Source organism: Marivirga salinae (assembly GCF_030503855.1).
Taxonomy (GTDB): Bacteria; Bacteroidota; Bacteroidia; order Cytophagales; family Cyclobacteriaceae; genus Marivirga; species Marivirga salinarum.
In genome coordinates, this window is the sequence record NZ_CP129971.1 from 3,761,676 (window position 1) to 3,782,760 (window position 21,085).

At 34.0% G+C, this 21,085-nt stretch carries 21 protein-coding genes; 9 read left to right on the forward strand and 12 right to left on the reverse strand.

Annotation, left to right across the window (positions count from 1 at the left end; all coding sequences use genetic code 11):
- Positions 1–41: 41 nt before the first annotated feature.
- Positions 42–338, forward strand: a complete 297-nt coding sequence (locus tag QYS49_RS15710; protein WP_308348644.1) for a putative quinol monooxygenase — start codon at positions 42–44, stop codon at positions 336–338.
- Position 339: 1 nt separating this feature from the next.
- On the opposite strand, the gene QYS49_RS15715 is transcribed toward QYS49_RS15710, so the two are convergent.
- The gene (locus QYS49_RS15715) at positions 340–1,314 is read right to left on the reverse strand and encodes a polyprenyl synthetase family protein (protein ID WP_308348645.1); all 975 of its coding nucleotides are present in this window, start codon (positions 1,312–1,314) and stop codon (positions 340–342) included.
- Between the two features lie 37 nt (positions 1,315–1,351).
- On the opposite strand from QYS49_RS15715, the gene QYS49_RS15720 reads away from it, so the two are divergent.
- Both QYS49_RS15720 and QYS49_RS15725 read left to right on the forward strand, forming a co-directional pair.
- Positions 1,352–1,708, forward strand: a complete 357-nt coding sequence (locus QYS49_RS15720; RefSeq protein ID WP_308348648.1) for an alpha/beta hydrolase family protein — start codon at positions 1,352–1,354, stop codon at positions 1,706–1,708.
- A 31-nt stretch (positions 1,709–1,739) separates the two neighbouring features.
- Positions 1,740–2,213 (forward strand): alpha/beta hydrolase family protein, encoded by a 474-nt coding sequence (locus QYS49_RS15725; RefSeq protein ID WP_308348650.1) that lies wholly within the window; start codon positions 1,740–1,742, stop codon positions 2,211–2,213.
- 16 nt (positions 2,214–2,229) lie between these two features.
- Here the strand turns inward: QYS49_RS15725 and QYS49_RS15730 are convergent, their stop codons facing one another.
- From QYS49_RS15730 to QYS49_RS15765, 8 genes are all read right to left on the reverse strand, one after another.
- Positions 2,230–2,574 (reverse strand): hypothetical protein, encoded by a 345-nt coding sequence (locus QYS49_RS15730; protein ID WP_308348652.1) that lies wholly within the window; start codon positions 2,572–2,574, stop codon positions 2,230–2,232.
- A gap of 80 nt (positions 2,575–2,654) precedes the next feature.
- Positions 2,655–6,395: a T9SS type A sorting domain-containing protein gene (locus QYS49_RS15735; RefSeq protein WP_308348654.1), complete on the reverse strand. Its 3,741-nt coding sequence runs from the start codon at positions 6,393–6,395 to the stop codon at positions 2,655–2,657.
- A 39-nt stretch (positions 6,396–6,434) separates the two neighbouring features.
- The gene (locus QYS49_RS15740; RefSeq protein ID WP_308348656.1) at positions 6,435–7,142 is read right to left on the reverse strand and encodes a hypothetical protein; all 708 of its coding nucleotides are present in this window, start codon (positions 7,140–7,142) and stop codon (positions 6,435–6,437) included.
- A gap of 82 nt (positions 7,143–7,224) precedes the next feature.
- Complete coding sequence (locus tag QYS49_RS15745) at positions 7,225–8,208, reverse strand: hypothetical protein (protein ID WP_308348657.1); 984 nt, start codon at positions 8,206–8,208, stop codon at positions 7,225–7,227.
- Between the two features lie 9 nt (positions 8,209–8,217).
- Entirely contained in the window at positions 8,218–9,048 is an 831-nt protein-coding gene (locus QYS49_RS15750) for a hypothetical protein (protein WP_308348658.1), read from the reverse strand.
- A gap of 22 nt (positions 9,049–9,070) precedes the next feature.
- Positions 9,071–10,483, reverse strand: a complete 1,413-nt coding sequence (locus tag QYS49_RS15755) for a SusD/RagB family nutrient-binding outer membrane lipoprotein (protein ID WP_308348659.1) — start codon at positions 10,481–10,483, stop codon at positions 9,071–9,073.
- Positions 10,484–10,494: 11 nt separating this feature from the next.
- A complete protein-coding gene (locus QYS49_RS15760) occupies positions 10,495–13,644 on the reverse strand; it encodes a SusC/RagA family TonB-linked outer membrane protein (RefSeq protein WP_308348661.1) in 3,150 nt (1,049 codons plus the stop codon).
- Between the two features lie 206 nt (positions 13,645–13,850).
- Positions 13,851–14,168: a HesB/IscA family protein gene (locus QYS49_RS15765; protein ID WP_308348663.1), complete on the reverse strand. Its 318-nt coding sequence runs from the start codon at positions 14,166–14,168 to the stop codon at positions 13,851–13,853.
- Between the two features lie 116 nt (positions 14,169–14,284).
- Here QYS49_RS15765 and QYS49_RS15770 point away from each other — a divergent pair, with 116 nt between their 5' ends.
- Positions 14,285–14,806: a DUF7935 family protein gene (locus QYS49_RS15770; RefSeq protein ID WP_308348665.1), complete on the forward strand. Its 522-nt coding sequence runs from the start codon at positions 14,285–14,287 to the stop codon at positions 14,804–14,806.
- A 104-nt stretch (positions 14,807–14,910) separates the two neighbouring features.
- On the opposite strand, the gene QYS49_RS15775 is transcribed toward QYS49_RS15770, so the two are convergent.
- Positions 14,911–15,369 (reverse strand): nuclear transport factor 2 family protein, encoded by a 459-nt coding sequence (locus tag QYS49_RS15775; RefSeq protein ID WP_308348667.1) that lies wholly within the window; start codon positions 15,367–15,369, stop codon positions 14,911–14,913.
- A 58-nt stretch (positions 15,370–15,427) separates the two neighbouring features.
- On the reverse strand, positions 15,428–16,288 hold the full coding sequence (locus QYS49_RS15780; RefSeq protein ID WP_308348668.1) for a hypothetical protein: 861 nt from the start codon (positions 16,286–16,288) through the stop codon (positions 15,428–15,430).
- Positions 16,289–16,388: 100 nt separating this feature from the next.
- On the opposite strand from QYS49_RS15780, the gene QYS49_RS15785 reads away from it, so the two are divergent.
- Genes QYS49_RS15785 through dtd form a run of 5 tightly spaced genes read left to right on the forward strand, consistent with a single transcriptional unit; the run spans position 16,389 to position 18,728 of the window.
- Entirely contained in the window at positions 16,389–16,610 is a 222-nt protein-coding gene (locus QYS49_RS15785) for a hypothetical protein (RefSeq protein ID WP_308348669.1), read from the forward strand.
- Entirely contained in the window at positions 16,603–17,001 is a 399-nt protein-coding gene (locus QYS49_RS15790; RefSeq protein WP_308348671.1) for a YkvA family protein, read from the forward strand. Before QYS49_RS15785 ends, QYS49_RS15790 begins: the two co-directional genes overlap by 8 nt.
- Positions 17,002–17,005: 4 nt before the next feature.
- Positions 17,006–17,617 (forward strand): thioredoxin family protein, encoded by a 612-nt coding sequence (locus tag QYS49_RS15795; RefSeq protein WP_308348672.1) that lies wholly within the window; start codon positions 17,006–17,008, stop codon positions 17,615–17,617.
- Complete coding sequence (locus QYS49_RS15800) at positions 17,617–18,279, forward strand: NAD-dependent epimerase/dehydratase family protein (protein ID WP_308348674.1); 663 nt, start codon at positions 17,617–17,619, stop codon at positions 18,277–18,279. Before QYS49_RS15795 ends, QYS49_RS15800 begins: the two co-directional genes overlap by 1 nt.
- Positions 18,276–18,728, forward strand: a complete 453-nt coding sequence (gene dtd / locus QYS49_RS15805; protein ID WP_308348676.1) for a D-aminoacyl-tRNA deacylase — start codon at positions 18,276–18,278, stop codon at positions 18,726–18,728. The genes QYS49_RS15800 and dtd overlap by 4 nt, the downstream gene beginning before the upstream one ends.
- Before the next feature lie 4 nt (positions 18,729–18,732).
- On the opposite strand, the gene QYS49_RS15810 is transcribed toward dtd, so the two are convergent.
- Positions 18,733–21,081 (reverse strand): hypothetical protein, encoded by a 2,349-nt coding sequence (locus QYS49_RS15810; protein WP_308348678.1) that lies wholly within the window; start codon positions 21,079–21,081, stop codon positions 18,733–18,735.
- Between the last annotated feature and the right edge of the window lie 4 nt (positions 21,082–21,085).

Below are 21,085 nucleotides of genomic sequence, written 5' to 3' on the forward strand. Positions count from 1 at the left end.
TTTAAAGGCCGGCTATTGTCGGCCTTATATTTTTTAATATTATGCTAATTAGAATAGTGAAAATGACTTTTCAGAAAGATAAAATTGATGAATTCGTCAAAATATTTGAAGAGAATAAAGAAGCTATTCGTAATCAAGATGGTTGTAAACATCTGCAGCTATGGCAAGACAAAGATCAGCCAAATGTATTTAGTACCTATAGTTTGTGGGAAAGTGAAGAATACTTAAATCAATACAGACACTCAGAGACTTTCGGAAAAGTATGGCCAGCCACTAAAGCTTTATTTGCTGAAAAGCCTGTTGCCAGTTCTCATACCCAGCGATACAAATTAGATTAGATTATTTTTTCCTTTCAATAGTATACTTGACCAAATCCATTAAGGATTGTCTGTATTCCGACTCAGGAAAGTCTTTAATGATGGTCATTGCCTCATTATAATAATTATGCATTACTTCCTCTGCATAAGCAATACCATTTTTATCCCTAACAAATTGAACTACCGTTTTTACAGTAGAGTTTTTATCACTTTTATTCTTAATTAATTTGATGATTTGCTTACGTTCCGATTTATCAGCATTATTCAATGCATGAATCAATGGTAAAGTCATTTTCTTTTCCTTGATATCAATTCCGAGTGGTTTCCCGATGTCATTAGTACCATAATCAAATAAATCATCCTTTATCTGAAATGCCATTCCTACCTTCTCTCCGAAGAGTTTCATTTTTTCGCTAACATCATCATCTTTAACTACTGATCGGCTACCTACTGCACAGCAAGAAGCAATCAGGGAAGCTGTCTTTTGTTTAATGATATCATAATAAATATCCTCAGTTATATTAAGTTTCCTGGCTTTTTCAATTTGCAGCAATTCACCTTCGCTCATTTCACGAACAGCTTCAGATACAATTTTCAATAAATCGAAATCTTCATTATCTATTGAAAGTAAAAGACCTCTAGAAAGTAAATAATCACCTACTAAAATGGCGATTTTATTCTTCCATAATGCATTAATGGAGAAAAAACCACGCCTGTAATTTGCATCATCCACTACATCATCATGCACCAAAGTGGCAGTATGTAGTAATTCGATTAAAGCGGCTCCCCTATGAGTGGCTTCATTAATTTGGCCATGAACCCCTGCGGAAAGAAATACAAACATAGGGCGCATTTGCTTTCCTTTTCGTTTCACTATGTAGCCCATGATTTTGTCAAGCAAATAAACCTTGCTTTTCATGAATTGACGGAATTTTATTTCAAATTCTGCCATTTCATTGGCTATTGGTGATTGTATTTCTTTAATTTTACTCCCCATGCGTATGCAATATTACTACCAAATGAATATCTAAGCAATGCAATCAATAAAAATGATTCAAGAAAATATAATTATTACAAGTACGGTTCATAACAAGCCTATTTCGGCAGATTTAAGATACATTCCTAACAAAGATAAGAAACCGTTAATCCTTTTTGTTCACGGTTTTAAAGGATTTAAAGATTGGGGAGTTTTCAATCTGATGGCAGATGAATTTGCCAAAAACGGTTTTATATTTATGAAGATAAATTTAAGCCATAATGGAACTACTCCAGACCAATTAATCGATTTTGCTGATTTAGAAGCATTTGGCAATAATAACTTCACCATTGAACTCGCTGACTTAAAGGACACTATTGATTATCTATTTTCCTCGTCTAGTTTAATATTCTGAAAATGAGCTGGATTTAAACAATCTCAACCTAATGGGACATAGTAGAGGTGGTGGATTGATTTTATTGAAAGCTCGAGAAGATGAGAGAATAAATAAAGTAATCACACTTGCTGCAATTAGTGATTTAAGTAAAAGATGGCCTCAATCATTTCTAGATGAATGGAGGGCCAAAGGAGTACAATATATTGAGAATAAAAGAACCAATCAGCAAATGCCATTGTATGTACAGCTTTACGATGATGTGCTAAATAATTCTGATAGATTATCCATTCCGAAAGCTGTAAGAGAAATGAAACAGCCTTTGCTAGCCTTTCATGGCACAGAAGATGAAACACTTCCAGTAGCGATGGCAAAGCAGATCAAAGATTGGAAACCTGATACTGAGTTAGTGATTTACGAGAATGAAAATCATGTGTTTGGAGCAGCACATCCGTGGGAGGAGAATAAACTACCTGAAGCTTACAATGAAATAATTAAAGAATCAAAGGACTTTATATTGAAATAGAATAAAAAAAGGAGAGCTAGTTAGCGGCTCCTTTTTTATTTGTGGTTGTACCATTCTTAACATTATAAATGGTTTTGTAATCATCTGCTGTTTCAGTCTGATCTTTAGGAATACCTGGAGGACTAAAAATTTCTACTTCATAATCTGAAATCCACTTGATATTACCTTGAGGCAAACTTCCTTTTTTTATGACTTTCTCCTCAGCAATGTTAATGATCACATATTTTAATGTACCATCACCTATTACGTTACTTTCATTTTTATAATAAGTCGCTAGAACATAATCATTTTCTGAATTTTCAGAAAATTGAACAGGTTCAACTTTTAGACTTTCATATGCTAACTTTCTAAAATTCTCCATAGAAGAATTTAAAGAGGTTGTGCTTTGTTTAGCACAACCTCCTATAATACTTATTATAAGTAAAGATATGAGAACTCTCATTATTCCTTAATGATTCTTTTAGTAAGCATTTTACCGTCTTGTCCCACAATCTGGATCAAATAAACTCCTTTATTCAAGGATGACAAATCAATCTGAGTGTTTTTAGCACTAGAATTAATATCAATTTTATTTACTTGAACACCATTACTACTATATATTTTAATCTCATCTACAGAAATTGTGTTAGATGATACATTTATATAACTAGCCGTTGGATTCGGGAAAACCTTAATATCATTATCTAAGGATTCATTGTTAGATGTAATTATAACAGATTCTCCTTCAGTTGTAAATACCTGATCATTGATATAAGCCTTAATCTGAAAACTATTCGTCTCTTGTTTATCATAGTCAAAACTAATAACACGATTTCCAGCACTTTCTGTTAAAGTTTGAGTATCCGTATAAACCAATTGATTATCAAAAAGGACCTCAACTTTTTCAAAAGGCTCATTATTTTCCACTTCAATAGTAACAGGATATACATCTCCATTTATAGAAGTTTCATAATTCAATATCGCAGGAGCTACATCGATAGGCTCAACAGCAAATATAGTTGACTTATATTCAGTACCATTGGATACTCCAATAATTTGAATTTCCGCACCGTTAAACTCGTAAAATTCAGTTATTGAAAGGATTCCTGTTCCATTTTCTGGTGACTCCAAAACACCTACTTCAACATCATCAACTAAAACTTTAACTTGATCATATACCACAGGAAGTTCAACAGAAACTTCTGCGTTTCCATACCCTAAATAACTAAAAGCACTAACTTTTAATGTAGTAATTGCCAAATCATCAATTGTAGCAGTCCAAATACCTCTACCATGAGTTCCCAATACTACCTGGTCATCTACAATTTTCATAGACCAAATAGAAACTGAAGGAATTTCATTTCTAATATTCCAAGTGAGGCCTCCATCGAGTGATTCGTATAATCCAATTTCAGTACCAGCCCAAATAATATCAGTATTAAAAGGCATTACTAATAAACTGTGAACGAAAACATCAGGAAAACCTCTATCACTCACTCCATTATTACCTGCAAAACCAGAGATATCTTCCCAAGTTTGACCCAAATCAGTTGTCTTTAAAATTTTAGGGGAGTTAGCAACACTAAATAATGCATAAGCAGTATTTTCATCTGTTGGATGAGTATAAATACCAGTATAAAATGCATTAGGAATAGGATCGTAATTATTTACTACCTCAAAAGTCTCGCCCGCATCCTTTGAAACAAATAGACTTAATTCAGGTGTTGTAGATGACTCAATTGACATTCCAGCACCTGCCCAAACAATATTGCTATTAGCTTGAGACACTTCTACATCACTTGAACTAGAAATACCTCCCCATCCTGAGTTATCTATAGTCTTCATAGACCATGAACCTGCAAAATCAGTACTTTTATACACTCCATTTGCACCTATAGCATAAACAGTATTAGGTGCATCAATTGATCCAGCTAACCTAGTGATAAATGGACCATCCTCGGTTGTAATACCATTTACAGACGGAGAAAATGATTGTCCGCCATTAGTAGATTTTCTAATAAGATTATTATAAATACTTCCTAAGACTAAATCAGGATTAGTAGGGTGCCATAATACTTCAAAACCATCACCACCAATCACGAAATTATACGCATTAGTCTCATCAACTGTGTTTCCAGTAGACACCCAAGTTCCATTATCTTGCGTACCTCCAATGTATTTATCTTCACCTGGTTTTTTGTCAGCACCATAAAATTGAGTGGTAACATATCCATCTGTAATTTGTGAAATAACATCTCCATTATCAGTAGAGATACCTAATCCACCATCATTTCCATTCACAATCATGAAAGTCTCCGCAGCATCATCCATTTTGATCATAGTAAGATGATGGTGATCTGGGTGAAGGTTATTCTGATTTTGGCCTTCATAGCTACCATAAGCATCATATACGGCTTCAGCTTCAGTGGCTGCGGTTAATTGTGTCCCGTATTTAATACGCATAATAGAATTTTGGAATAAAGCTGGATCCCATACAGAACCTTCTGACAATACAGGCCAGAAAAAATACATATAGTTAAATTCATGTCCTCCATTTACAGATATATCTGCACCAGCGGATGCATCATAAGCGATGTCATGTATGTAAATATATTCACGAGCAGTAGATAAAGCATCATCTGTTGTACTCCTAGCATTTAGATTAAATTCACCATCCCCTTCTTGATCACGAAAGGAAACCATTAATTGCCTGTCATTTTCAATATCCCATACTTCGAAAGGAACATCAACATAGTCCTGATAAGTATAATCATTAGCTGCAACACCTGAGGTTGACCCTTCAGGCACAGTAAATCTATGTGCTTTTTGAACGTTATCACTGCCAAATCTAATCTCTACAGTCATAGGATTTACGGACTCTGAAGTGGTATTAATATCCAGTACTCCCCCATTAGAGTTAGCTTCAAAATTAACAAATGAAAGAAAAGCTGTTTCCTCTAAGTCTACACCAAGAAATCTTCTTTCAGATTCCTGTACATTGTCGGGATTTATCAAATATTTACCTATACTAACTCCCCCAACAAAAACTTCATATGGATTATAGGGGTTAACCGCTATTGTATTATCATACCAACCTTGAGCCCCTAAAAAATTGGTATCGTAATCAGGGTCATCTGCTAAAACCCAGCTTTCACCCTTATCGTTTGAATAATATAATAAAGTATTTGAGCCTGAAAAAGTTGAAGTATATACAACATTAGGATCACTTGGAGCAACTGCAACTTCAAAACGAACACCTTCAACTATTCCATCAGATGAAACGCTCCATGTATCCCCTGCGTCAACAGATTTTATTATACCTAATCCATTAACTCCTGCATATTGAATGTTAAAATCTGATGGATCGACTTGTAAATCTTGTACTGCACGATAGGTTGTTCCAAGTCCTGCTGGAGATTCATATTGTATGTTCCATGAAGCACCTCCATCAATAGACTTATAAATTCCTTCATTAGTGGCAATTACTACTATATTTTCATTGGTAGGATCTACTTTAATTCTGTTAACAGATATAAAATCATTATTTTCAACAGTAGATGGTAAAAACTCCCATGTTGTACCTCTATCAGTTGACTTATAGATTCCTTCTCCTCTTACAAAAGTTGTATTAGCTGCAAAAACTTCACCTGTTCCTACATAAATGACATTCGGATTAGAAGCCGCTTGTGCAATAGAATTAGTAGATAGATTTGGTAAATCAGGTGAAATGTTTTGCCATGTATCACCACAATCAGTAGTTTTCCATAATCCACCACTTGCTGCACCTGCTATCCATGTGCAATTATCAGCAACATCAGGATCAACTGCAATAGCTCTAGTTCTACCGCCAACATTACCTGGACCTCGAGAAATGAACTCAACTTCAAGATTTGCATTTCTAGCTTGTGCAGAATTTTTTAAAGATTTGGATAATTCATTATACCGATATCCACTTACATAATCTGAAGTGCTTTGATCTATTCTTTTAGAAATTGAATTATAGTATTCAATAAAACCATCTGGTTTCATATAAGAATCCTGACCTGATTTAACTTTTGACTTTTTGGTAGACCAAAATTCTTTTTGCTTTGATTCATCGCTAGTATTTTGATTTGGATTAATAGTAGGGCTTATATAAAAGAATAACCCTACTACTGCCAAAAAACAAAAGGCTAAAACGTAGTTTAAGTAGTTTTTTTTCATTTTAATTGATATTAAGTATTAATATTAAATAAGGTGAGATTATAGATTAATCTCAAATTCTCTTTCATTCAAGAAATTGGTGAGTTCTGAAAGATCATCCATATCCTTGAAGGATAATTTATTATCTCGAATATAACTCAATATTTCATTTTTTCTAGAAAAATATTTCGAGAATTTTCTTTTCGATCGATCAATTGGAATTAATTGAAAATCATGAAGCAAGTAATTATCTTCATTAATAAGGATTTTATCATTTTTATCTCCATGATCTAAAACAGCATTATAATTTGATTCCTTAATCTTAATTTTATAATGTTTTAATAAAGAATAATTAGCATTTTCATTTAAAATTTGAAATAGACCAGATACCTGCTCCTCTTCAAAAGAACTAAATTTTTTAATAATGTATCTTTTCTTAAAAAAACTATTATTAAAGAAAGTATTAAAGTACTTAGATGAGAAATAATGCATACCATCATCCTTTTTGAATTCTAAATTCATAGTACTTAAATTAAAATTAGACTTTTCAAATAAAATAGTGTCATTTGCATCTGTAATGACCACTATATCATTTAATTCTTCGAACAAATAAGGAGAACCTTTTACACTCTTATCTCTATCATCAAATTGATCAATTGAACCAAAAGAGTAGTTATCAAAATCAATACCTTGAGATTGAGTTCCTAGTGTATTTTGACTTAAAGACACTGAAGGAATAATAATAAGTAACAAAATTAATCTATACATATAAAGATATATTTACGTTAATGAACAAAAACAAAAAAAGGTTCACTGAAGAGTGAACCTTTTAAATATAATATAAATTGAATTATTTTTTTGCGTTAGCCAATAATTCATTCAATTTTTCTATTTTGCCAGAAGCAATATCTACAGTACCATCATTTATAGTGATATTACCATCATTTACGGTAACTACGTAAGGTATAACAGCTCCTACGTATCCATCCTCTGTTTGATACCCATTGTTATCAAATCCAGTGAATATTGCATCAGAATTTAACTCCCCACCACATCGGTTAAAGTTGAAAAACACTGGAAATTCGATAGGATCTAATTCAGGACCTAAGTCAAACGAAGAATAAAAATCAATGTATAGATAGTAAGTACCATTTGCTAAAGGAGAACCATCAGCCGCAGCAAAAGTCAAAAATTCAGGGTTGCCTCCTGTCGCAGCAGATTGACCTACAAAAGCTGTCAAGTCTTCATTTACAATAAACAAATCAAGGTCAATATCAGCAACATCTAAGCCGCCAACACCCAATTCTTCTCCTGCTGCATTTGTACCCCATTCCATTATAACCTCAGGAACTTCGCTTCTGAAATTAGCAATGGAAATAGAAGCAGTAGCTGGATTAACATCTACATTAGCGGTTCTTGCATCACCGAATTGCAACTCAAGTGTTTCTGTACCTTCAGCAATACAATCATCCAAGATAACTAATGACCATGTTACAGTTTGGATTCCAGATCCAGCAGGAATGGTTTTCTTAGCAACGCCATATCCATCTTCATTGATAAATTCGGCATCTTCTCCCAAGATAGCTTCTCCTCCAGTTTGAATTGCATAAAAAACGGCATCAGCAGTTTTTTGCAAATCACTTAAAGTTACTGTTACCCTAAGGGTATCTCCATCCGCTTCTTGATAAGTTCCAGCAATGGCACTTGCATCAACAGAAGCCGAAATGCCTGAAACAGGTTCCATCTTGGCTTTTCCTGTATAATCTTCATCCTCGCAACTTGTCCCCATTACAATGAGAAAAAGTGCAATTAAATATAATTTTATTGTCTTCATGTTTCTAGTTTATTGTCTTACATAAGTTGATTCCCACTCAGATGGCCAGTTTGGTGTAAACTCTTGAATGTGCTGCATAGTTAAGATGCCATTTTGAGCATCCCATGACCCTCCGGTGATATCACCAATACCGTATCCACCATCTGTACCGTAATCTAAAGCAGTAGAAGGAAGAATTTCACCACACTGCTCTACAATAGTACCAGCGTTATTTAATGCATCATTTGTAGTACATCTTGAAAGTCCACCACCATCAGCAACAGTCAAATGGTATGATCCATCAGGATTCTGAGTAATCTCAGCTTCGAAAGATGGAGAACACCATGAATTTGTTACCAAATAGATTCCCGTTAAATCTGCAAGGCAAGATACATTTACAGCTAAAGTAGCAGAATTATCAATTACCTGACGACCGTCATTCAATACCATTTCGGTTTTAAACACGATTTGATCTCCTACTCTTAAATCATCAGCGGTAACACCTGAAAATCCTTGAAGAAATTCGCTTAACGTTGATAGTTGAAGAGCAACTCCTTCTTCAACGCTGAAAGTTCCAATTTCAACAACTTGATCACCATATGTTTTGCTTACAATTAATTGGTCAACAATTTCAGCATTAGAAGCTACGCTAACATTATAGTTTAAAATTGTTCTCTGGAAAGAGATCTTTGCATTTTCAATCGGAACATCAACCTCAGGTGCACCTGAAAGAGCCCCAGAACCAGATAAACTTAATAAAGCTCCTTCTTTTGTCTCACCTGTGACTAAATCAACAGGTTCCACACAACTTGACACTAGGCCAATAAAAAGTGCTAAGAATATATAATTTATAGTTTTCATATAATTATTAATTTAATTTTAATTAATTCATCCACCATATTGGTGTTGTCAAAACGTCTGCGCCTTGTCTTGAAACAGCCGAGCTGTAATTACCACTATTTAATGACTGCTCTGCAGCTGGGTAATTTAATCGTGATGGAACCTCGTTCACAACACCATCAATTGCCGGAGTTAATGTAGGAACTTGAGTTCTTCTCCACTCTGTCCAAGCTTCAACACCCTGACCATACAAAGCAATCCACTTTTGAAGGTGAATACCTTCCACATCACTATAAGGATGAAGGGCTAAATAAGCCGGAGCAGATGTACCAATCCCATTCCATTCAAAGTTTGCAGTAATTGCACTATTATAGAAATCTGCTGGACTTCCGCCAATGAATCCTTTTGCAGCTGCTTCTGCCTTGAAGAACTGTAATTCATCATAAGACATGAACAAACCTGGTAAATCTGGTTGTAAATAATATTCACCAATACCTGATACGTTAGTATAGTTATAATCATCGTTAGGTACAGAGTTAATACCGTTTGGTTTTCCTCTGTATTCACCATCAGCATTCACTTCTGCATAAACAGATAGTCTTGGATCGCTCAAATTAACTAATTCATCAATTAAAGTAGCACTCATTCTATGCTCTTCTCTCACACCAAATACAACTGTATTCCATAATGGATTAGTATTTGGATTAGTCTCCAAATAAGGAATAGCAGCGTGATCCGCATTTGAAGTAAACATTGGCTGAGACATTAAAGCTGTTAATTGAGAAGACACATCAACCTGACCTGACATTCTCATTAATAATCTGAACTTTAAAGAATTAGCAAATTTAATCCATCCCATCGCATCACCACCGTATATGATATCAGCAGTTGCATCAATCGTTCCTCCACCATTTAGGTAAGTAACTGCAGCACTTAAGCTATCTACCAACGCAGGATAGATTTCAGATTGAAGATCATATGCAGGAGCGTTAATTCCTTCTTTAGCTGAAAGTGCTTCCGTATAAGGAATATCACCAAACATATCAGTCAAGATAGAAAAACCATATGCATGCCAAATTAAGGCAACGCCTTTTGTTTTATCATTTTCTTCCGTCACTGCAGTTTCGTACATGTTTTTTGCATCCTGTAAAGTACCTGCATACAATCCTTCCCAAATAGTGGTTTCGATTACAGTATTACGTGGCTGGTACATTTCTTCGTCATTGTACTGAACTTTAGACCAATGTTGGGCCCAATTTCCGCCCATATCTCCACCCCAGAACATACTATATAAACGATCTCCAGTATTTTCTGCTAGGGTAGGAATATACAGAGATGATGGAACGCTTAATGCAGCGTTCGGATTCTCATTTATTTCCTCGAAGTTATCGGTACAAGAAGCTAAAATAGCTACCCCAAGTACCATGATACTTATTTTATTTATTATTGATTTCATTTATTCAGATTTTAGAATTTGAAATTTACATTGAATCCCATGCTTCTTGCAGATGGTAATTGACCAAACTCTAGACCTTGGTTGCCATTAGCCGTACCGAAAGATGTTTCAGGATCAATATGTGGAATTGTTGTATACAAAATAGCAAGGTTTCTTCCTATTAAATTTACACTGATATCTCTCATTGGGAAATCACCCAATAGTGAATTAGGTAAAGTATACCCAATGCTTAATTCTCTCCATTTTACGAAGCTACCGTCAAATACAGAACCTTCAGCAACACTATTTGAATAGGCTCTTTTGTTATAGTTTCTTGCAGTAGCAACAATATTATTTGGGATATAAGAATCCTCTCCTACCTGAATCACACCTTCACCTACAAGACCAGTTTCTCTACCTAAGAGAGTTTCTTCCAATACACCAGCGTAACGACCCCAAGTGGTGGTCATACTGTAGATATCATTACCCCATTTAGCATCCACTAATGTGCTTAATGTAATACCTTTATAAGTTAATGAAGTTCCTATACCACCTGTCCAGTCAGGGGTTACATTACCCAATACTTGGAAAGTTTCATCAATTCTTGGTAGTCCGTTTGCGTCATGTACAATATTTCCTTCTGGATCTTTCAAGTAAGCTGGACCATATAAAACACCATAAGGTTCTCCTACTCTTGCTTGAACATCAACATTCCATTGACCACCTAAAGTTAAGGCTTCTAAGTCTCCGCCTAAGGATTCCACTTCATTGTCGATCCAAGACCAGTTACCGAATACAGACCACTGGAAGTCATCATTTCTAATGATATCAGCAGTTAATTGTAATTCAACACCTGAATTTCTTACTCTACCTACGTTAGCCACTCTAGATGTATAACCTGTTGAACCTGTAATTTGTACCGGGACAATTTGATCAGTTGATACTGCATTGTAATAAGTAGCTTGTAAGTTTGCTCTTCCTGAGAAAAATCTTGCATCTAAACCAAATTCAGTTGAAGTAGTAATTTCTGGCTTCAATTCAGGATTTAACAATCTATTTCCTTCTGTTGGCTCCAAAATTGTTCCAAATGGATCTCTAGCAAATGAAATAGTTTGCTGTAATTCATAAGGATCAGTATCGTTACCTACTTGCGCCCATGAACCTCTTACTTTTAAGAAAGACAGTGCATCAGTACCAAAATCAACTAAATCAGATACCACAACACTTAGTGATGCTGATGGGTAAAAGAATGAATTATTATCCAATGGTAAAGTAGAAGACCAGTCATTTCTAGCAGTTACATCTAAGAAAATAGCATTCAAGTAACCAAATTGAGCTGACCCATACAAACTTTGCACATTTTTCTGCTCTGAGTAATTTTGATAAACTGGTGTAATTCCAGATCTAACATTACTTAAGTTATAAACGCCTGGAATCTGTAACTCAGTAGCCTCTCCGTAAAGCGAAGAATAATTATTGATTCTCACGTTACCACCAAATGAAGCATTAACTGAGAAATCAGTTGCAATATCATTGTTATAGTTTAACAAGAAATCACTATTGCTTTCGCTAAAAACCTGGCCAAAAGTACTGAAAAATCCATTTGGATTTTCATTAGTACCTACCGCTCTTTGAGTAGATTGTTGCTGATTATAGCTATCAATACCTGATCTTACAAATAATGATAAATTCTCTGTGAAATCGTAAGTTAATCTTGCGTAACCATATACTCTGTCCTTATCAAAACCATTTAAATTATTGTCCAAAGCCCAGAAAGGATTATTTTGGTATCTCGTGTTCCAATTGATCGGCACAATACCAGCACCAGTACCTGCTGAAGCTCTTGGTAAGTTTTTATAGTCTCTTAAGGCCTGTAAATCAACATTTCTACCTGACCAAATTGTTTGCTGCACTGGATTGGCAGCACTATAACCACCTGCAGATTTGTTATCTGAATGTGCTTTTACATAGTTAACACCAAAATCAGCTTTCAAATTATCAGAAAGCACTTGAGCGGCTTTTAAACCAATGTTATTTCTAGAATAATCCGTATTAGGGATCATACCTTTAGAATCTAAATTAGTGTAAGACAATCTGAATGAACCTCCCTCATTACTTCCAGCTACTGATATACTGTTTTGTAAATCAACACCAGTGTCATACATATCTCTTACATTATTCGGTTGAGATACCCATGGCAATGGAGCTCCACCATTTTCATAAGAATTCCATTGAGTGAACTCATATCCTTGATCCAAAGCAGGACCCCATGATTCATCAATACCACCGTCACCATTAGATCCATCTACATATTCAAAATTGTAAAGGCTTGCACCTTGCCCATAAGAATTTTGGAAGTCAGGCAATCTCAATGGAGTACTAAAAGTAGTATTAGAACTTACCGATACGCCAATACCTTTAGTTCCTTTTCCAGTTTTAGTGGTAATCAAAATAACACCATTAGAAGCTCTAGATCCATAAAGGGCTGCAGCATTAGCACCTTTTAATACGTTGATTGAAGCAATGTCGTTAGGATTAATATCCATTGCACCATTACCATGATCAACTCCACCAAAAGGACCATTATTAGTATTGTTAGCAGAACCACTCGTAGAATTATCAATAGGAATTCCATCAATAACAAATAAAGGCTGGTTGTTACCTGTCAAAGAATTTGCACCCCTTAGTACAATTCTTGATGAAGAACCTGGCTGACCAGATGCTGATGTAACATTAACACCAGATATTCTTCCTGAAAGAGAATTAACAACGTTAGTTTCTCTAGTTTTAGTGATTTCATCACCAGAAACTGTTTGCGTTGCATAACCAATTGCTTTTTCTTCTCTCTCAACACCAAAAGCTGTAACTACAACTTCGCTTAACTGTTGTACATCAGCTTCCATTTGTACATCAATTACTGATCTTGAACCAATAGCAACTTGCTGCTTAGCCATACCAATAAAAGTGAAAACTAAAGTACCACCATCTGAAGGAACAGAAATCTTATAGTTTCCGTCTAAATCAGTATTCACACCCTGAGAGGTGCCTTTTAATAAAACGTTCACACCTGGTAAGCCTTCTCCTGACTCTGCGTCAGTTACTGTACCACTTACGGTGCGATCCTGTGCCCATGCGTGTAGCACGAACACCAACATGAAACATGTTAGTAGAATCTTCTTCATTACTGTTTGTTTAGGTTAAAAATTTATTTACTCAATAACAAACTTAACAAAGATTTAACGTAGGCAAAACTTTAATTGGGTTTTAAGAGGTGTTTATCGAAATTAATTATAAATATTACAAATAGTCAATATTTAAACTTTAAATAATTATATAATAGAAATTATCATAAAAATAGAAAACCTCACATATTGAATAATAAGGCAATTTAATCTATACGTTTTTCAGTTTCAGGGTTCACAAAAATAAAGCCTTTAGCATCATTACCTTCATAAAATTTTACTTCCATTCCAATAATGTACATCACATGGCTTTTGTTAATATAAACTGGAATACCTTCAATCTCGTAAGTTTTATCCGAATCTTTAGGCTTATCAAATCCTAGCATATAATTCATTCCAGCTGCACTACAGCCTCCCCCACCTCGAACACCAATGCGTAAACCATAGCCTTCAGGGATGTTTTTATTATCCATTATATTTTTAACTTCCTTTATTGCTTCTTCTGAAATCTTTACTGGAATCATAAAATATTAATTTTAATTAAGTACGAATGATCAAAAACAAAAGTTTGACATATCAACTTGCTTTTATTTGCTGCGAAATTAACTAAATTTGGGTATCATCATATAAAAATGAGTTTATGGAGCCAATTTGGGACTTAATGAAAATCATCATTCCTGCTGGAATTGTTTTATATGCCATGTTTTTGACTGTAAAAACTATGTTGCAAAAACAAAATGAAGCAAAGATCATTGAAATAAAAGCCAAGAATAAAGAAATTGTTTTGCCCATTAGGCTTCAAGCTTATGAAAGAATGAGCCTATTCTTGGAAAGAATTTCACCTGATCAAATCATAAAGCGCGTACAGAAAAGTGACATGAATGTGGCAGAACTTCAATATTTATTGCTAAATGAGATTAGAGAAGAGTTTAATCACAATCTTTCTCAACAAGTTTACATGAGCGATGAAGCATGGAAAATCATTAAAAACGCCAAGGAAGAGCTTATTATGGTGGTCAATCAATCTGCCAAGGATATAGATGCCGAAGCTAAAAGTATTGAGTTGGTTAAAAGGATTTACGAAGAAACTTTAGAGAAAAAAATAGATAGCATTGAATATGGTCTGAGTTTTCTTAAAAATGAAATCCAACAAGAGTTTTGATTGAGAAGTTAAAATTTCATCAGCTAATAAGTTAAAAAAAATATTCTACAGCCTCAATACAGATGATTTACAAATCTTTAAAACAAACAATTTCTTTTCTCAAATCATTTCTCCTTGATTAGCTCTAAAAATTGGTCGATTTTTTCATTATCAATGGTAACGGATAAATCATAGAGAGCTATTTCCCAACCATTTTCTTTAAGTACTAGAACTGCGGTACCCTTGCATACTCCCATCCATGTATCCAGTTTTTCATTAAGCCAGGCGGTATTTCCATCTTCAGAAAAATACACATCTCTCTCGGTTGCGATAAATGACCATGCTGATTCTTTCTGAAAATATTCATTCGCCCATTCTTCCATTTCATCTCTAGTCCACTTTTCAGTTTTATCTGTCCCTAAATAAATTCCTTCTTCGGTCATGCTTCCAAAAAACAGTTCTTCATCAGCAGTAGCCGCTGCTTTATGCCAATTATCCATAAATTGATTGATGTTTTCTGTAGGAGTTTGAGCACACAAAAACATCGGCATAAGCAAAAAAAATATAGATAAGGAAATTCTCATATTATTTAATTTATATTTCTAAACTCAAAAGTCACAAAATTAGTAAATGTATAAAATCTCAATATAATTTTACAGTAACAGCTACAAAAGGTACACCAAAAGGAATGAATTCAGAGATTGCTTGATTAAAAAAAAAGCCAAAATCATAACTTGCCAAATCAGTTATATATCTGCCACCATAAAAAACAAAACTTAAGTCATCATTAAATTCAGAGGGTATATAAAGTCCTTCGGAAACCACCATTAAATTTTTTGATACTCGTGCCATTCCTGCCAAAGAATAAAATGGATTTATTTTTTGTAAACCACTAATTGCCCCATAATAAATGGTTCCAGTTAAATTTAAGTCAGGTTCTCCAATAGTAATCCCCGTATTTAATATTGCTGCAGCAGCTCCTTCTCCTTCCAGAATTGAAGTGCCAGCAAATGCATCTAAACCAATTTTAAAATGAACATTTTCACGAAGCTGTTTAGTGAAATGTGGATTTAAATAAAGTATAGGAATCCCAAATACCAACGCCCAAGGACTTGTACCAACTCCTATTGAAAAATTATCAGTAATACCTCTATGATAAGTCATCGGGTTATTGCGTATATAGTTCCCACCCTTTTCGTAATTAAAGGCACTGGTTCCAAGCATATATCTAACAGGGTTTACTTGCTCCAATCTTTCTTTTTCATCATAGTTAGCTTGACTATTTTCATCTACTGATTCAATATTTTTAATTCGTTGTGTTGGTATTTTTATAGTTCCATTATTTTCAGTTTCTATCTCCAAAAAATCCTTATTTTGACTAACAAAAAACCCTTTATAGACCTCTCCCGTCTTGGTATAGACTATTACTTTAGCTCTTGTTTTATTTGAAGTTTCTTCAATTTTTGGATCTTCTATTTGACCTAAAGCTACTAACTTTGTCAAAAATAAAAACATGCAAAAGAGGTATAGTTTTTTCATATAAAAAAGCAAAAGCGGTTCAAATATTGTAAATTTACCAAACGTTTAAATATCAAAAAGTATTATGAATAATCCGCACAAAAGTAGTCAAATTAAAGCAAATAATATCAGATTATGGGTTGGTGTTATAAGTATAGTAGTAGCTTGGAGCTTGTTTATCTATAAAGACTTATTGCATGATTTATATTTAATTTTGATAGGAGCATTTACCTTATATACTTTATTTGCTTACATCTGGATGCCGATACAGAAAAATAAAAAGTTGAAAGAATCAGAAGATGGGTAAGAGACTAAATTATAAAAACGCATTTAAAAGAGCTTCTAAAGTTCTATCTGACAAGAGATTGAGTAATAAACTAGTTGCAGAAGCAAAAGAAACTCTAACTAGCCGTGCTAAAGCTTCTGAGAAAATCTCGCAGTTAAAGAATAAAATCTTTACACTCATCAGATTAGTTAAAGCCTATACAAAAGGGAAATACCGAGAGATCTCCGTTAAAAGCATGCTTTATACTGTCGGAGTTTTAATTTATTTCATTACTCCGATGGATATAATTCCTGATTTTATTCCTGTTTCAGGCTTTTTAGATGACGCTTCACTTATTCTTTGGCTTTACAGTCATTTAGGACAAGAATTGCAACAATTCATGGCTTGGGAGAGTAAGCAAGAAGAAAAGTAAATTAATGTCTGAAAATAAAATTATTTCAATTAAAACGGATGCCTTCACAAAAGGTATTGACTATCCATCTTATCGAAATATGATAAAATCCCTGTTGTCAGAAAATATGACGACTGGTTCTAATCATTCAGAAGCTATGATCGCTTACACTAAAATGAATGATCAGCGCATGAGTAGATGGGATAAGAAAATCAACTTAGCGGATGAAATTGTTAATAGTGTTGTCTCATTGCCTAAGATGAATTGGTTGGTGATAACGGAAGCTTGGTGTGGAGATGCTGCTCAAAACATTCCGTTTATAGCAAAATTGGCAAACGAAAATCCTAATATAGATTTGAGATTTATAATGAGAGATGAGCATCCTGAACTTATGGATCAATATCTTACTAATGGTGCTCGTTCAATTCCAATTCTCGTGATAATGGATGAGAATTTTAATGATTTAGCTACCTGGGGACCAAGACCAGATGAAGTTCAAAATATGGTAATGGAAGCAAAAGAAAAGCCCGATTTGGACCAGTCTAAGTTTATTGAAAGCATCCATAAATGGTATTCAGTAGACAAGAACCAAACGATTTCTCAAGAATTCAAGCAACTGATAAAAAATATAAAATAATGGGAAAAACAGCACTTATTGCAGGCGCAACAGGCTTGGTAGGCGGACATCTCTTAGATTTACTTTTGGAGGATAAGAGTTATTCTACTATAAAAGTTTTAAGCCGCAGAACATTAGGCGGGGATGATGGAAAGTTAAAGGAAATCATAATAGAAGATTTTGATGAGATGGAGAGTTATGCTTCGGAATTAAAAGCTGATGATTATTTCTGTTGTTTAGGCACTACCATGAAGAAAGCTGGCAGTAAAGAAGCTTTCAAAAAGGTAGATTTTCAGTATCCTGCTACTTTAGCAGCTATTGCAAGAGAAAATAATGCAAATTCATTCCATTTAATCTCTGCAATGGGAGCAGATTCAAGCTCTATGATTTTTTATAATAAAGTAAAAGGTGAAGCAGAAAAAGCTATTCAATCAATGAAATTAGAGAAAGCCTATATTTACAGACCTTCATTTATAGCTGGTGAAAGAGCTGAAAAACGTACTGCCGAAAAAGCAGCTTTATGGGTTGCTGATAAATTTGATTTCATCTTTTCTGGTCCGTTAAAAAAATATGCAGCCGTACATGCTAAAACGATTGCAAATGCCATGCTTGAAACAGCAAAAAAAAGTGAAGAGAAATTCAAAATCATTCCTTCAGATGAATTAGAAAAGATAGGGAAATGATAGCAGTAATTCAGAGAGTAACAGAAGCTGCAGTAACTATTGAAAATAAAATTAAAGGACAAATCCAGAATGGTCTTATGATTTTATTAGGAATAGAAGAAGCCGACAATGAGGAAGATATAGAATGGCTAAATCGGAAAATTATCAACATGCGCATTTTCAATGATGAAGATGGTGTGATGAACAAAAGCCTTTTAGATATTGAGGGGGAGATTTTGTTAATAAGTCAATTTACATTGCACGCTAGCACCAAAAAAGGAAACAGACCTTCTTACATTAAAGCTGCAAAGCCAGATATTGCCATTCCACTTTATGAAAAAATGCTGCGGTCAATAGATATGGCAATTCCTACGAAAATTCAGAGTGGTGAATTTGGTGGTGATATGAAAGTTAGTTTGGTAAATGATGGCCCTGTAACGATTATTTTGGATAGTAAGGATAAGAAATAAAAGCTTATTGAGTTGATTTTTGAGTAATTTGAATTTCGCCTAAAAATGAAAAAGTGTTTCCCTTCTTATTTACACCATTGATTTCAATAAGAAAATCACCAATATCATCTCCGGAATTTAATTCAATATATTTGGTTTTATTAGACAGGATAAACTTAGGATTCCAATAAGTCAATGGATTGAAACTAGGAATTCTCTTGTTTTCAGTTACCTCATTTGAAAAATTAAATGTTTTTTGATTAAATACTGCCACTTGATAATTTTCAAAATAAAGAGAGTCTGAATTCAAATTATCAGAAAGATAATCACCCTCTCTTGTTGAAATTTCTAGCACTCCATGAAACAGAAGGTCATTAATATATACCTCACGATTAACCAGCCTAATATAATCAATGGACAATACAGGTAACTCGGTAATGATTTGACTATTAGAGATTGGTACGCCATCAATAATCATGAAAGGTTGCTCTTTCATAGGCTGGCTTTGAAAACCAGACGCCTCCATTTTCTTAAGGTTTATTCTAGCTTCTCCATTTATTTCTGAAATTTTTATTCCTGGAATTAATTCCTTGCATACTTCCGCAAAAGAGTTTAGCTCTATATATTCTTTTAAATCTAATTCAGTATCATAGGAATCAAAAAAAGTACTTAAATTTGATTGGGAGGTATTTTTCCCCTTAAGCAACAAATTATAGTTTCTATTGATCACATTATTTTCATTTGTTTTTATAATCAGCTGATTTACCTGTTCTGTTTCTGCATTAAATGTTAATTTAAAATCAACTTCCTTTATTATAGGTTCTATGTGATGAACTGAAAGCTCAAATGGAACCTGTTTGTCCTTAAAAATTGGCTTCACTATAATTTTAGCATCCTCCTTAGGGCGGTCAATTATAAAGTTGAAATTTCCATTTTCATCAATATCGGTACTGTATAAAGAAGCCTCTGTAGCATTACTTACTGAGCAAATTATATAACAATTGCCTGCTATAGGCGCTTCATCTAGCCATATAAGTTTTCCATTAATATCTTTAAAATCGATATGCTGCTCAGGTGGATTAATTTTTTGTAAAGCACCCTTTTCAGTTGGTTTGGTAAAACTCTCATCATTATCCATTGCAAGAAGGAAAGATTGAATTAGATCCTTTTCTTGATTAAGAAGTTCACTCAACAACATCAAATCTGAATTGGTTAGAAGCCTAGTAAATTCTTGATAACTTGGTTTTGAATTAAGTTCACCTTGTAAATACAACTCTTTACTTCTTATGGATATACTCGTAATATATTCTGAAGAATCAGAAATAAAGACCTCTAATGGGATTTTAATATGGGAATGATTCTTAAATGTTGAATCCTGTAAATCAATTAAAACTGCAGATTGCTTTTCTAAATAAATATATGATTTTGAAGCGCTGAGGGTCATATTTTGATCATAAAGTTGTATTAAATTCAATCCGTTTTTTAATGACTTTTTGGGAATTGTGAATGCAATACTATTGCCATCAAATTGCTGCTTGCCTTTTAAATAGGGTGCATCATTATGACTGACAACAAGAGTGTATTCCTGATTCACTATTTCTTTGTTGCTTAAACCATAAATCAGTAATTTTTCTTTATCACTGTCCATTAACTTAATTGTGCTCCTTCTATCCCTATACTGACCTAATTCTTGAGAAATCCACTTTCCTCCAATGTTAAAACAAATCCTATAAGTATAACTAGCCTGAGGAACAAAGCTAAAGAAGCCAATTTGCTCACTTTGTGGTTTAAATCTTAGCAAAGTATCTGCAGTATGATCAACTAAGTACCCTTCAATTTTTTGGTTTGGTTCGGAATTTTCAATATTTAATTGATAGCCTATTTTATTAGCGAAATCATTTACAATACCTCCTCCTTCAGGCCATATCTGAATAGATTCAGAAGGATTCATTTTAATTTGTTCGTCACTTTTATACACTTCGTTTCCGAAAATTTTAATTGGCTTTTTGAAAAAACTTCTTTGATTATGTTGCAACATCCAATTGGTGTAAGCTACAATTAGATAAGTATCAGAATTAAGATTATTGGGCAATTGTATTACCCCTGAGCCGTATCCATCAATGGCTCTACCCGAAAAATCTACAATTTCATCCAAGGATTCATTATAGATTTTAACATAATATATACTACTTAATCCTCCTAGTTTTTCATCTTTCTCATTCATTAAGTAACTAGTGAAATGAACTGAGTCGCCTGCCACATAAAATGGCTTGTCTAGCGTAAGTAGTACGCTTTCATTTGCCTGTGCCAAAGCCATTGAATTTGCACCTAATATTATAGACGAAGTGAATAGAATTAAGGCAGTTATTTTCATTATT